Source organism: Photorhabdus sp. P32 (assembly GCF_038085095.1).
GTDB lineage: Bacteria > Pseudomonadota > Gammaproteobacteria > Enterobacterales > Enterobacteriaceae > Photorhabdus > Photorhabdus luminescens.
On record NZ_JAZGJN010000190.1, the window covers coordinates 1 to 14,716 of the forward strand.

Below are 14,716 nucleotides of genomic sequence, written 5' to 3' on the forward strand. Positions count from 1 at the left end.
GAGATTGAATGTTAGAGTACTGTTGAAAATAGGGAACAATATTTAACCTTATTTTTAACAGTGAGGTAAATCGATAATCATGTACTTAATATTACTGCTTTATTAAATATATTTTTGTGTAAACTAAGTATATCCGTAAGTGGGTATTTTTCACTATCAAATATTAAGGGTATGTAATTTAACTTGTTCTTCACGGATAAATAGTTGTTCATGTGATATTTTCATATTAGTATTAAAGTACTATTTAGAAATTCACATTTTAAGATAATTAATTTTTTATATATGTTGTTCGTATATTCTATTCTTTATATTATATTTGTCTGTTTTTTTAACTTTATGATTTTATTGAATAACTATGATTAAAATAATTTCAGTACATGTTGGTAATAATGTTTTTGATATAAATCAATTAATCTACTTATAGAAATTTTTTAATTTATGCCTTCATTTTGGTTGTCATACAATCAATTAAATATTCTATAGTTATCTTATCTTCTTTCTCGAATGCGGATTTTACTATTTCCCACATTTTCTGGCTGAGATTATACTCTGCTTGGCAAAGATTATAATGAGAGGTGAATTTAATAGTACCCTTGTTATCTACTTTCTTTATTGTCAGCACAGAAGAATAAAGTAAGAGTGACACCCCATTTGGGGTTTTAGCCAGAGCATATTGTACCAGGTTAGATTTCTTTTCTTTTTTATCGGCATATGATAAGGCGGTATTAATCAACTCTTTCAAATAAGTTTTAATCTTAATTTTATCCTGGGGAGATAACCCTCGAAAGGCTTCAACAAAAGAATCGATCAAGACATCGGTATCATGATTTTGTTGAGTAATCGTATTTTTATCTGTCCATAGTAAAGAGAGAAAGGGAACTTTCGCTATTTCTTCTGTGAATGCAATGAATTTCTGCGCATTGCCATCACCTTCTGGTTCTAATGGATCATAGCCGGATGCAACTCGACATAAATTGATGATAGTTTGTAGACCTTCAGTGACGCTGACCGGATATTTATAGGGTGTGGCCGATTTCTTGGTAAATATTGCGTACTGATCTGTGGTTGCCACACTGGCTGGGCTTTGTATATCAGAAAGGTTCTCCGTTTCTAAGAAATGAGTAAAAATATTATCTGAATGTGGCTGCGTTTTAGAATATTTTTCTTCTCTGTGTTTAATGTATTCTATCCACTCTTGAATATCTTTAATTTTATGATCAGAATTTGTTAATATATCTCTCATGGTTTTTTCCTTTATGGATTTATTAGATAAGTAATTGATTTTTATTTTTTACTCAAAATGAGTTTCAGATTCAGAAACGATAATTCATTTTATATCAATAATATAGGGTCTTATTTATGTGATAAACATATGTTCCTGAAAACCGAGAATATTTCAATCAATAGGTAAAAATATATATATAATCTTTTAATAATAGTGTAAAAATGTAATATGTAAAGTCCATTATAGCAAAATTTGTTTTTTGGTTGTTTTTATTGAATAATCTTACATTATATTGTTTTGCTGTTTATTTATTATTTTCTAATAATGTGTTTTATTGTTAATTATTTGTTGGTCTATTTTGATTCATATTTATTGAAAAATAAATAATTACGATCAATTATATTAACTTATTGGTTAAAACGTTTTCTTATATGGTTCATCCCATTTATTCTTGGAGAGCAAACATTATCATAAATATTTTCGAGATGAAATAAATGTGGAAGTGTTATTTTAATATGTTGGGCGAAAATTTTTTTAATATATGTTTGGTTTTTGGGAATCTAATTTTTATTGCTATCAATGATAAAAATAGTTGTTAATTTAAGTTGTAAAAATATTCCATTATTATTTTTCTAAGTTAGACTATGATTGAAGTGTTTTATGGGAAATGATTTTTACAGTAGCTCAATACGTTATTTATAAAATAATATTATTTGATTTTGGAGGGTGTATGAGTCCAAGAAATGATTTTAAATCTTTTTCTATTGGCAATAATGCTAATGTAGTGAGTCAAGAAGAATATGAACAAAGTCCAAATTTAAAGACTGGATTTCCACCAGAGCATATTACTGTTCATTTGCTTAATAAAGTATTACGTCAGTCGTCAACAATAGCATCTGTTGTGGCTGATTTTATCGCGGTATATTCCGGCAATGATGTTTTGGACGATGGGGATATAGTTAAACTGGCCGCCAAATTAAATGAAGCATTAGAACAAAAAATTGCAACCAAAGTACCAAATGCTTCATTAACACAAAAAGGTATCACTCAGCTCACAGATAAAACCGGCAATAGTAATACCCTTGCGGTAACGCAGAAGCTAGTTTCTGATATAAATGATAATGCTAATAACCGATTGGCAAAAGATCAAAACGGCGCAGACATTCCTGATAAAAAAGCATTTGTAGAAAATCTTGGTTTAGAAGTAATTAGTACAAAACCGGTTGTTGTTGGGAATAATACAGCTTCTACAATCGATAATTTTGATAACATTCCTCAGAATTCAACATATTTTGCATATCCAGCAGGACTAAATGGCCCAGGCGTACATGGTCCCGGAATGAGATTTTCAGGAGGGTATGGAGGCTTTAAGGGTTATGAGCTGATGATTCACTCTACATACGTGCAGAAGAGCGAATTACACTATAGAACCCATAATGGTGACGGTAACATTAATAAATGGAATCCGTGGTATAAAGTCTGGTCAACAAGCAACGCCAAACCGGATACGAATGGCAACCTTAAAGTCTCCAGCCCAGTTGTCGATATTTATCCAGACGGGACTTATCGGTTAACTTGCGAAGCGAAAGGCGTGACGGTCGAGCGGATAGAGACCGGGAAATATCGTATCAGCGGCTGCAATGGTTTTGCTAAAGATGGAGAATGGGGAATTCACGGTGGGACTATCGTTCCGGCAGATAGCAATGGATTAAATCTGATTTGGGTTTGTGAATCGGTAGATTCATCTAGTGGCGATATAACCATCGAATGTTATCATCGCCAAAATAAAGATGCGCCGATATTTGCGCAAAATAAGCGTGTTAAGAGTATTAACGGCGACGGGGAAGTTGTTTATTACAATGATGGCGAGCTATGCGATATCCCCGATGGACGAGTAATTAATGTTCGAGTGCAACTGCCGGAAAAACCACAAGAATAATACCATCGGGAATGAATGGCGCTTTGTGATTTGTTGTTGAATAATGTGCAAATTGCAATTTATAGTCAGACTTATTGGTAGTTTAGGAAATAAAAAATCCGCGTAGCTACGCGGATTTTAAGAGTTTTAATTAGTCTCAGAGGCTCAAGACGTTGAACAATTATATTCATTTTAATTTATTGATGGGGCTGTTCTAGATAAGTCATTTGATCTAGGATATCCCAATGAGAAAAAGTCAGATTAGCCAATACAAGCAAGAACGTCTTCAGGAGCTCTTTGTTGCAGGGGCTACAGCTCGCACTGCGGCAGAGTTAGTTGGTGTTAACAAGACGACTTCGGCTTACTATTTTCACCGCCTTAGAGTCCTTATCGCGGGTTATATCGATGAACATTCCATGTTTGAAGGTGAAGTCGAGATAGACGAAAGCTATTTCGGGGGTAAACGTAAGGGAAAACGCGGATGAGGTTCCGCTGGGAAAGTCCCTGTTTTCGAGCTTCTCAAGCGAGGAAGTAAGGTTTACACCCGTCTAATACCTGACGCTAAATCCGATACCTTAATGCCGATAATTACCGCAAAGATTGAGCCTGACAGCCTGGCCTACACAGACAATTTTGTCAGCTATGATGTGTTAGATATATCCGATTTTAAACACTATCGAATCAACCATAGCACGGAGTTTGTAGACGCTAAAAATGGTCAAAATCATATCCAATGGGATAGAGAATGTTTGGAACCAGGTTAAACGTCATATGCGTAGATTTAATGGCATACCAAAGGGGCATTTTGAGTTGTTTCTCAAGGAATGTGAGTGGAGATTTAATACACCGAGTGTAAAAGACCAATTATACATTCTAAAACAAATGGTTAAAGGGAAAATATAATCGCTATCTAGGACAGTCCGATCTTAATTTATTCTTGGAAAGAAAATGTTATCATGAATATTTTCGGGAGGAAATAAATGTGGAGGTGTTATTTTCATGTGTCGGACGGAAATTGTTTTAATATATGTTTGGTTTTATAGAGTCTAATTTTTATTTCTATCAATTATAAAAATAGTTGGAAATTTAAGTTGTAAGAATGTTTTATTATTGTTTTCCTAAGCTAAACTATGATTGATGTGATTTGTGAGGAATGATTTTTACGGTAGTTAAATTAAAATAATATTATTTTGTTTTGGAGGTTGTATGAGTCCCAAAAATGATTTTAAAGCCTTTTCTATTGGTAATAATGCTAATGTAGTGAGTCAAGATGGGTATGAAAAAAACCAGAACTTACAGACTGGATTTCCACCAGATCATATTACTATTCCTTTACTTAATAAAGTATTACGCCAGTCGTCAACAATAGCATCTGTTGTGGCTAATTTTATCTCGACATATTCTGGCAATGATGTTTTGGACGATGGAGATATAGTTAAACTCACTGCCCAATTAAACAGAGTATTAGAACAAAAAATTGTAACCGAAGTACCAGATGCCTCATTAACACAAAAAGGTGTAGCTCAGCTCACAGATAAAACCGGCAACAGTAATACCCTTGCGGTAACGCAAAAACTTGTTTCTGATGTAAATGATAATGCTAATAACCGATTGGCAAAAAATCAAAATGGCGCAGACATTCCTGATAAAAACGCGTTTGTGGAAAATCTTGGCTTAATCAAAACCATTATTAATACCCAATATCCTGTAGGAATTGTGGTTTGGTTCGCTCAAAATAAAAACCCCAATGTGTTATTTCCGGGCACTACCTGGGAATATATTGGTGAAAATAAAACAGTTCGGTTAGCTAGCGCCGATGGTTCCGATCTTTTATCAACCGGCGGCAGTGATTCGATAAGCCTGACCGTAGCACAAATACCAGCGCATAATCATGCATTTTCTGGAACCACAAGCACATTTGACTATGGCACTAAAGCTACTGATGTCACTGGAAATCACTATCATGATAGCGCTTGGGGTGAACACGGCGGTGGGCGTTATGGTCATTACGACAATTCTATGAACAATGAGGGGTCAAAATCTACAGATTGGGATAATGCCAAATACAACACCAGCACTAATGGCGCCCACGCTCATACGGTATCAATAGGATCACATAACCATACAATTTCAGGTAATACCGGAGATACGGGCGCCAATGCGGCGATTTCGATTACTAATTCATATATTAAATTAATGGGTTGGTATCGAAAAGCATAAGAACCCTGCATTCCCCAGATCGCTGACAAACCTCACGCAAGTAACTGTCTCTTAATCATAAATCTGACTTAAGAGACAGTGTTAACTCGACATGCTAAAGTAAAGTTTATCATTTTCGTACTTTACAGCCTCCCATCCTGAACGTTTCGTCTCTGCTAACCATCAAGTATTGCCAGATTCCAGTAAACCTAATCACTACAACTTTTCATTATCAAAATCTAGGGCTATTAGATTATTGATAAACCGGGAACAAATCGTGATAGGACAGAAATACGGCAATAAATATCCGTTACTTTTCCCACGGTACCGCCGAAGATCATCTCCAGCGAGCCAACAAAGTCCGCGAGATTGCAGCCCGGCTGGGGTGCCATGTCGCTATTCTTGGCGATCTTCAAGGACCTAAAATCCGCGTATCAACGTTTAAAGAGGGCAAGATTTTCCTGAATGTCGGAGATAAATTTCTGCTTGGTGCCAATCTTGGTAAAGGCGAAGGTGATAAGGAGAAAGTCGGTATCGACTACAAAGGATTACCCACAGATGTTATACCGGGTGATATTTTGTTGCTGGATGATGGACGTGTTCAACTCAAAGTATTAGACGTTCAGGGAATGAAAGTATTCACTGAAGTCACCGTAGGCGGCCCGCTATCTAACAATAAGGGTATTAACAAGCTAGGTGGTGGAAAGAGGCAACTTGAAAGATGACGGGTATAAATGGTGCTTTGTGATTCGTTACTGAATAATGTGCAAATTGCAATTTATGGTCAGACTTATTGGTAGTTTAGGAAATAAAAAATCCGCGTAGCTACGCGGATTTTAAGAGTTTTAATATTATTGTTTGCTTATAAATAAACAGCTTTGTTACGATAGCAGCACCGTTCAACTTGGAAAAATAAATTAAGGAGGCTAATTATGATGTTGTGTGATGTGATCGAATATTCACACTTCTTTGGTAATCGCCAAAGCTCAGGCTTTCACAGTATTACACTGCGATAATCCTGCCTGAGCGAAGTTATCCAAAAAAATCTCTTCCTCAGCTTACTGGGTTGTCGTTCCCGACTTAACCCGGGCGTTTTCACGCCTGAAAAATGAGTAAGCCATGAGCACATTATTATCTGTAAAATCAATTTGTTACGAAACATCAACCAGCACATTGCTGAATGATGTCTTTTTCACTATTCAGGCTGGTGATCGTATCGGTCTGATTGGTCATAACGGTAGTGGAAAAAGTACGCTATTAAAATTATTGACGGCACAGCTACTTCCCAGCGGCGGCGCTATTCACTATGCCAGCCATTGTGTGACTGCCTATATTGAGCAGCATTTACCGGAAGACGTGGAAAATCAGCCATTGATCGATGCAGTTTTGCAAAAATTACCTGCTGATGAACGTGTGACAGAGCGCTGGCGTGCGGAAATCCTTCTGACACAATTAGGTTTTGCTGAAACCCTATGGGCACAGCCTGCCAGTCAGCTCAGTGGCGGGCAACATACACGTTTGCTATTAGGCCGGGCATTAATACAGGAGCCTGATCTGCTATTACTGGATGAGCCGAGTAACCATTTGGATTTACCTACCCTATGGTGGCTGGGTAATTTTCTTCAATCCTGGAAAGGTAGTTTTATTCTGGTTTCCCACGATCAGGCTTTGCTCGATAAGGTCACTAATTGCACATGGATATTGCGCGACAAGACCCTCTATTTTTATCGTTTACCCTGCTCTAAGGCTCGGCAAGCACTTGTAGAGAAAGACATAAGCGATGAACATCGCCATCAGTTTGAACAGAAAGAGATTGATCGCATCACGTCCAGCGCCAAACGTCTTGCAATCTGGGGACGCGTTTATGATAACGAGGATCTGGCACGCAAAGCGAAACAGATGGAAAGACATGTTGAGCGCCTGAAAGATGCGCAGACAGTATTGACGGAAGGTTACCAGTGGCAGTTGGCATTAACGGGTCAGCCTATTCAGGCTGATCGCGTTCTTGAGTTTGACTATGCCGCCATAACAGTACAGGGTAGCTCAATGCCGCTGTTTACCACCGGTTTTCATCAGGTAAAAAGTGGTGATCGCATTGCTATCATCGGCGCCAATGGTTGTGGTAAATCAACCTTATTGCGACTGTTGTGGCAACGCTATCTCTCAGAGGTGTGCCACAGTCCCGAGATAAAATTCCATCCGGCCATTACAGCAGGTTATTACGATCAGCAATTGCACCAATTGCATGATAATGACAGCTTGACAGATGCGTTACGGCGATTTGCGCCACTGACAGACGAACAGCGCAAGATGGCTCTGATCGGCGCTGGTTTTGCTTACTCGCGCCATCAGCAGAAAGTGGCTACCCTTAGTGGCGGTGAACGTTCAAGGTTGCTGTTTGTAGGGCTGAGTTTGGCGAAATATGAATTGATCATACTGGATGAGCCGACTAACCACTTGGATATTGAAGGTAAAGAAGCGCTGTGTGAGCAAATTGCGACATTTAGTGGTGCATTACTTGTTGTTAGCCATGATCGCTGGTTGATTGAAAATAGCTGTCAGCGTTTTTGGTTTATCAATAACAACCAGTTGGAAGAGTATTACGATATTGAGGCTATTTATCAGCAAATTGAACAGATGGGTCAGCAGCAAAGTAAACACAAGGAGTACGGCCGCTATGCCTCCCACATTGCTGACGGCAGGTTGCAACCTCTCTTATTGACGGAAGAGCAATTACTGGAGCGCCTGTTTCATCTTGAAGAAAAGCTGGAAGTCGATAGGAAGCGTAAGATCGCTCACCAGAAACCGCACCTTCAACAGCAGTGGATAAAGGAGATAGAAAAAATACAGGCTCAGTTGAATCTGTAATTCGTTGCTCGTAATAGGCGCATTTAGCCCTGAGAATGGCGGTAATATCACGGTGATGCCTGACCTTTCTGTAAGGCTTGCATCACTTTGATGCCTTTCAAACAAACCCCGTTATTTTAAACGAGGCGTGTCAACGGTTTGAAAAATCCACGCAGCCGCGTGGATTTTAAGTGTATTTATTGTCTCCATGAAACATCCTGAGATGCTTTGAGACGACAGAAATGATTTAGACATTAAACAAAAAGTTCATCACATCGCCATCCTTAACGATATAGTCTTTACCTTCTGAGCGCATCTTGCCGGCCTCTTTTGCCCCTTGTTCACCTTTGTAAGAGATGAAATCTTCAAAAGAGATGGTTTGTGCGCGAATAAAACCTTTTTCAAAATCAGTATGGATCTTACCGGCGGCTTGTGGTGCGGTTGCGCCAACCGGGATGGTCCATGCCCGAACTTCTTTTACGCCGGCAGTGAAGTAAGTTTGCAGATTCAGTAACTGATAGCCAGCGCGGATAACGCGATTTAAACCGGGCTCTTCCAGACCAAGTTCAGCCATAAACTCTGCGCGCTCATCATCTTCCAGCTCTGCGATATCCGCTTCTACTGCCGCACAAACCGGTACCACTACGGAACCCTCTTTTTCTGCGATTGCCCGAACCGCATCCAAATGTGGGTTGTTTTCAAACCCTTCTTCGTTGACGTTAGCGATGTACATGGTGGGTTTCAGCGTCAGGAAACTCAGATAACGGATAGTGGCTTTCTCTTCGGTACTGAGATCCAACGCTCGCAGCATACCCGCTTGTTCCAGATGAGGCAGACATTTTTCCAGTACTGCCAGTTCTGCTTTGGCATCTTTATCGCCGCCTTTCGCTTTTTTCTGGACACGATGAATGGCCCGTTCGCAGGTGTCCAGGTCGGAAAGGGCCAGTTCGGTATTGATGATCTCAATATCAGCAGCAGGGTCTACTTGACCAGAAACGTGAATGATATTGTCATTGACAAAGCAGCGCACAACATGACCGATAGCTTCTGTTTCACGAATGTTAGTCAAAAACTGGTTGCCTAAGCCTTCACCTTTTGAGGCGCCTTTTACCAGACCAGCAATATCGACGAATTCCATCGTGGTCGGTAGGATTCGCTGAGGTTTCACAATTTCTGCTAGTTGTTCAAGCCGTGGATCTGGCATAGGGACTACACCGGTGTTGGGTTCAATGGTGCAGAACGGGAAGTTTGCTGCTTCGATACCTGCTTTAGTCAGCGCATTGAATAATGTTGATTTTCCGACGTTAGGCAGGCCAACGATACCGCATTTGAATCCCATGATTTTCACCTTAATTTACTTATAAATCAAAAGGCTGTGTTAGCCTGTTCGATGAGTCAAAAAAAATTGGCGCCATTATACACGGAATGGCGGGCTATCACGATCTTACAGACAAGATTTATCGATTCCATGTCATTAAGCGTTGGCTTTGAAGCTATGTAAGCGATTGATTGCCTTATCCATATCTTGTTTCATCAGAATATCAGTACAACGCAGTGCTTCATCAATCGCATCATCGATCAGCTTTTGTTCACTGGCTGGTGGTTTGCCTAACACAAAGCCGACTACTTTATTTTTGTCGCCGGGATGACCGATACCGATGCGTAAGCGGTGAAAGTTAGGATTATTGCCAAATTTGTTCTGAATATCTTTCAAGCCATTATGACCGCCATGACTACCACCCAGTTTCATTTTTGCTACTCCTGGCGGTAAATCGAGCTCATCATGGGCCACTAGAATTTCATCCGGTTGGATGCGGTAAAAAGAGGCGAGGGCAGCGACAGATTTACCACTGAGATTCATAAATGTTGTCGGGACTAACAGACGAACATCGTGACCGCAGATATTAATTCGGGCGGTATAACCGAAAAATTTACTCTCTTCTTTCAGTGATTGATTGTGGCTCCGAGCAAGCAGGTCAACATACCAGGCTCCGGCGTTGTGTCTGGTCTGGGCATATTCAGCACCGGGATTGGCCAGACCGACGATTAATTTTATGTTACTCACTATTTTTCTTCACTTTTGGCAGTAAAACAAAAAGGAGGATAGTTTACCTGCCGGGTACGACGAGTACAAAGTTCAGTTTGATTGAGCCTTCCTTGTAAGTGATTACTGGTGGTTACAATCGTTAAGTTACTTTTATTATGTAAAATTGTAAAAAGTAATTTAATAAATTTCGCAATTGTAATAGTAAGTGAGGAAATGGATAGAAATAGTTTTGATATATGCCTGGCTTGAAAATATTAGATTTTTATTGTTTTCAGTTATACAAAAATAGTTAACTACCTAAGTTGTAAAAAGGTTTTATTATTATTTTTACTAATTTGACTATAATTAAAACAAATTGCGGGAAATTATTTTTACAGGAATTCAATATGTTGATTATGAAATGATGTTTTTTTAATTTTAGGAGGATATATGAGTCAAAAAAATGATTTTAAAGCTTTTTCTATTAGTAATAATGCTAATGTGGTGAGTCAAGAAGGATATGAAGAAAGCCGGAGTTTGAAGACGGGGTTTCCACCAGATGATATTACTGTTCATTTACTTAATAAGGTATTACGTCAGTCATCGACAATAACATCTGTTTTGGCTAATTTTATCGCAACATATTCCGGCAATGATGTTCTGGATGATGGAGATATCGCTAAACTTATTGTTCAATTAAATAGAGCGTTAGAACAAAAAATCGCAATAGAAGTACCAAGTGCCTCATTAATACAAAAAGGTGTTATTCAGCTCACAGACAAAACCGGCAACAGTGATACCCTCGCGGTAACGCAGAAACTTGTTTCTGATGTAAATGATAATGCTAATAACCGATTGGCAAAAAATCAAAATGGCGCAGATATTCCTGATAAAAACGCGTTTGTGAAAAACCTCGGCTTATCGGAAACAGTGGAATTGGCGAAAAATGCGGTATCGGCCAATGGTGGAAGTTATCCACAGCATTTTAAGTTTAAACAGGTTGAAACACTGCCCATCGAATGTAATTCAGTTATGTTAGTTTCTGAATCTGGTGAAAGACCGGCAGGTAAAATGATTTCGTTTACGCTTTACAATTGGTATGACAATCAGGTTAAAGCAGGTATTGTGCGCGGCGGTAGCGTAGATATTCGTGGATATTCTGTAGATATTAATGGCAGGCGGGTTTTTTCTGTTTCTCCTGCGGGTCAGATTGAAGCTGCATCAGCGAATATAAGAGGGAACGCCGGAGTTTTTAATATAACTCATGACACGGGTAAACATGCATATTGTCAGTTTATTGAAGGAGCAAAAAGAACAGCTTACGTTGGATTTCCAGGTGACGGTTCACCGGATTTTGATATTTGTAACGAAAAAAAATCTGGCAAATTAACAATCGGCGGTGAGTTGGTTGCATATTTTAATAACAATCGGGTCTTTTCTGTTTCTCCTGCTGGTCAGATTGATGCCGGGTCGGCAAATTTAAAAGGGGCCGGAGGCATTTTTAATATAATATATGACACAGGTAGACACGCATATTTTCAGTTTGTTGAGGGAGGAAAAAGAACCGCCTACATTGGGGTTCCAGGTGACGGGTCATCGGATTTTGATATTTGCAACGAAAAAAAATATGGCAAGCTGACAGTTGGCGATAAGTTGAGATATAACGGTAACCCTATTGCAGTTTTTAATGATAATTGCATTGCCGATACTAACGGCAATCTCAAAGTATCCAGCCCCGTAGTGAATATTTATCCAGACGGAACTTATGAGCTAACTCGTGAAGCGGAAGGTATGACTGTTGAGCGGATAGCGACAGGGAAATATCGCATCAGCGGCTGCAACGGTTTTGCTAAAGATGGAGCATGGGGAATTCACGGTGGTACTATTGTTCCGGCAGATAGCAACGGATTAAATCTGATTTGGGTTTGTGAATCAGTAGATCCATCTAATGGCAATATAACCATCGAATGTTATCATCGTCAAAATAAAGATGCGCCGATATTTGCTCAAAATAAACGTGTTAAGAGCGTTAATGGTGATGGAGAAGTCATTTATTATAATGATGGCGAACTATGCGATATCCCCGATGGACGAGTGATTAATGTTCGAGTTCAACGGCCGGAAAAACCATAATCACTGAGTGCGAGCTCAGTAATTACAAGTATACCTAATAGATTTCGAGTTGCAGCGCGGCGGCAAGTGAACGAATCCCCAGGAGCATAGATAACTATGTGACTGGGGTGAGTGAAAGCAGCCAACAAAGCAGCAGCTTGAAAGATGAAGGGTATAAACAGAAAACCCGTTGGAATACTTGTACAACGGGTTTTCTGCTTATGTTTTTAATGAAAATTGTATAAATATTGAATGCGGTGTTAGAAAATGGTTTCCCGCGGTTTTTGTTTTGCTAAGTGATTACTAATGGTTATCGGCTGATAATTTATTTTCATTATACAAAGTTATAGAAAGTCATTTAATGTGCTCAATAGCTATAACTGAATATAGGGGTAAGAGCTTTATGGTATTACTGATGAACATCAATCGTATTTTTCGTAACTTAATGAGTTATAAGATAAATAAGTGTGCGCTATTCGTCTGTTTTTTATTTGCGGCGCTTATGCTACTAAAAAGTTACCCTGTTTTATCTGAACCAGGAAAGTCTTTGATTGGTGTTGAAAATTGTCAGGAATATCCAGAAGCAGTTATAAAGCATGATATTGATAGAAAAAAACCGATAACCGGACAGGCTAGCAATAAATTACACGAAAACGTTACTCATAAAGAGAAAAAGCAATCAGGTCAGAGGCGGTGTGGTGATTTCTTATCAAAGAGAAGCGCAATAGGAAAAAACGATAGCGATGAAAAACCCAAAATACCCCAGTTATATGAAAATAGTCATAAAGATGATAATCAAAATACTCCCCCTTTAATCCTATCTCGCGGCACTGAACTCCTGGGGTTATTAAATTCAGACCCAAAAAAATTAGCCCAAGATTATGTTGTCAATAAATTAAATAGTCAGATAACCAATAATACTCAGAAATGGTTATCACAGTTTGGTACAGCCAAAATTGATCTAAATATTGATCATCATGGGCATCTGGATGAAAGTTCTGTAGATTTACTCGTTCCTTTCTATGACGATAAAGATCACTGGCTTGTTTACTCTCAATATGGATATCGTCATAAAGATAGCCGTGACACAGTGAATTTAGGGGTTGGAACCCGTTTATTCATAAATAACTGGATGTATGGGGCGAACACTTTTTACGATAATGATTTAACCGGTAATAATAGCCGATTCAGCCTGGGTGGTGAACTGTGGACTAACTACCTAAAAATGTCTGCTAACGCATATTTTCGCCTGAGTGATTGGCATAACTCCCGTGATTTAGCCAATTATTATGAGCGCCCGGCAAATGGTTATGACCTGATTGCCGACATGTATTTACCTTCAATGCCGTCACTCGGCGCCAAAATAAAATATGAACAATATTTTGGTGATAATGTTGCATTATTCGGAACTAACAATAGGCAAAAAGATCCATATGCCGCAACTATTGGGGTAAATTATACCCCGGTTCCACTGATAACAGCAGGAGTTGACTATAAATTAGGGAAAGAGGGAAAAAGCGATGGTATATTTTCATTGAATGTGAATTACCGATTTGGTGTTCCGTTATCAGAACAACTTTCACCAGAAAATGTTTCTTCACTACGAAGTTTGGCAGGAAGTCGTTACGATTTAGTAGAAAGAAATAATAATATTATTTTGAATTATCTGAAAAAACAGCAACATTTTAGGTTACTGGTCCCTGTAATAGAAATTGGTGGTTACGGTGGTGAAATTAAACCAATACAAATTCAATCTGATACTCCATTCAAAAATATCACTTGGGATATACCTGAATTATTCCAGAAGAATGGCGGGATTATAAATATAGAAAGTACTCATGGTTATACAATTCAGTTACCGGAATATCAGCCTGATGGCAAAAATGACTATACCATCACAGGTACAAGTAAAGATGATCAGCAGAGTGTGCAAGTACAAATTCATATATTACAACGTAATATCTCTTTGAGTGTTAATACCACCGATCCTTTAATTGCTGATGGCAATGCGAAATATGTCTATACAGCTACCCTGCTTGGCGCTGACAAAAAGACGCCGATAGAAAATGCTAAATTGGTTTGGGATACGGATAAAAAAGATCCGGGATTAAAATTAAAGCCTGATTCAGAGGCAACAGATAAAAATGGGCAACAGACTGCGACATTAACCAGTACAACACCATTATCCGATATACAAGTCAGCGTCAGTATTAATGGCGAACGTGTTACTACGAATAAAAAAGTCAGCTTTACTGAGTCCAGCAGCAGCTATCGAGTCAGCCGCGTGACGGTGGATAAAGACAGCGGGCTCTATGATAACGGTACCGATACTTATACCTTCACGGCGATGGTGGTGGATGCGTATGACAAACCGGTAGCGGATAAACCG

Annotated in this window: 8 protein-coding genes and 2 pseudogenes; 7 read left to right on the plus strand and 3 right to left on the minus strand. The window is 38.9% G+C overall.

All coding sequences use genetic code 11. From position 1 onward, the window contains the following. Nucleotides 1-436: 436 nt before the first annotated feature. Nucleotides 437-1,243 carry a hypothetical protein gene (locus tag V2H77_RS02670; protein ID WP_341497566.1) on the minus strand — a complete coding sequence of 269 codons (807 nt, stop codon included), beginning with the start codon at nucleotides 1,241-1,243 and terminating at the stop codon, nucleotides 437-439. Nucleotides 1,244-1,955: 712 nt separating this feature from the next. On the opposite strand from V2H77_RS02670, the gene V2H77_RS02675 reads away from it, so the two are divergent. The 5 genes and pseudogenes from V2H77_RS02675 to V2H77_RS02695 all read left to right on the plus strand — a co-directional run bounded on the left by V2H77_RS02675 (nucleotide 1,956) and on the right by V2H77_RS02695 (nucleotide 8,210). Continuing rightward, nucleotides 1,956-3,164, plus strand: a complete 1,209-nt coding sequence (locus tag V2H77_RS02675) for a phage tail protein (protein WP_341497567.1) — start codon at nucleotides 1,956-1,958, stop codon at nucleotides 3,162-3,164. 224 nt (nucleotides 3,165-3,388) lie between these two features. Beyond that, nucleotides 3,389-4,046, plus strand: a pseudogene (locus tag V2H77_RS02680) (IS1595 family transposase). A 303-nt stretch (nucleotides 4,047-4,349) separates the two neighbouring features. Beyond that, nucleotides 4,350-5,363, plus strand: a complete 1,014-nt coding sequence (locus V2H77_RS02685) for a tail fiber protein (RefSeq protein ID WP_341497568.1) — start codon at nucleotides 4,350-4,352, stop codon at nucleotides 5,361-5,363. Between the two features lie 278 nt (nucleotides 5,364-5,641). Continuing rightward, nucleotides 5,642-6,046: pseudogene (locus V2H77_RS02690) on the plus strand (pyruvate kinase); the annotation flags it as partial. 415 nt (nucleotides 6,047-6,461) lie between these two features. Further along, nucleotides 6,462-8,210, plus strand: coding sequence for an ABC-F family ATP-binding cassette domain-containing protein (locus V2H77_RS02695; protein ID WP_341497569.1), 1,749 nt, complete (start codon nucleotides 6,462-6,464; stop codon nucleotides 8,208-8,210). 226 nt (nucleotides 8,211-8,436) lie between these two features. Here the strand turns inward: V2H77_RS02695 and ychF are convergent, their stop codons facing one another. Further along, complete coding sequence (gene ychF / locus V2H77_RS02700; protein WP_341497570.1) at nucleotides 8,437-9,528, minus strand: redox-regulated ATPase YchF; 1,092 nt, start codon at nucleotides 9,526-9,528, stop codon at nucleotides 8,437-8,439. Nucleotides 9,529-9,663: 135 nt separating this feature from the next. Continuing rightward, complete coding sequence (gene pth, locus V2H77_RS02705; protein ID WP_341497571.1) at nucleotides 9,664-10,254, minus strand: aminoacyl-tRNA hydrolase; 591 nt, start codon at nucleotides 10,252-10,254, stop codon at nucleotides 9,664-9,666. A gap of 411 nt (nucleotides 10,255-10,665) precedes the next feature. On the opposite strand from pth, the gene V2H77_RS02710 reads away from it, so the two are divergent. After that, entirely contained in the window at nucleotides 10,666-12,348 is a 1,683-nt protein-coding gene (locus V2H77_RS02710) for a phage tail protein (protein WP_341497572.1), read from the plus strand. Between the two features lie 394 nt (nucleotides 12,349-12,742). Beyond that, the coding region (locus V2H77_RS02715; protein WP_341497573.1) for an inverse autotransporter beta domain-containing protein at nucleotides 12,743-14,716 on the plus strand (1,974 nt) is incomplete at its 3' end.

Excerpts from the sequence above, each read along its gene's own strand:
- V2H77_RS02670 (WP_341497566.1), bottom strand. The coding sequence starts at position 1,243 with ATGAGAGATATATTAACAAATTCTGATCATAAAATTAAAGATATTCAA.
- V2H77_RS02675 (WP_341497567.1), top strand. The coding sequence starts at position 1,956 with ATGAGTCCAAGAAATGATTTTAAATCTTTTTCTATTGGCAATAATGCT.
- ychF (WP_341497570.1), bottom strand. The coding sequence starts at position 9,528 with ATGGGATTCAAATGCGGTATCGTTGGCCTGCCTAACGTCGGAAAATCA.
- V2H77_RS02695 (WP_341497569.1), top strand. The coding sequence starts at position 6,462 with ATGAGCACATTATTATCTGTAAAATCAATTTGTTACGAAACATCAACC.
- V2H77_RS02685 (WP_341497568.1), top strand. The coding sequence starts at position 4,350 with ATGAGTCCCAAAAATGATTTTAAAGCCTTTTCTATTGGTAATAATGCT.
- V2H77_RS02710 (WP_341497572.1), top strand. The coding sequence starts at position 10,666 with ATGAGTCAAAAAAATGATTTTAAAGCTTTTTCTATTAGTAATAATGCT.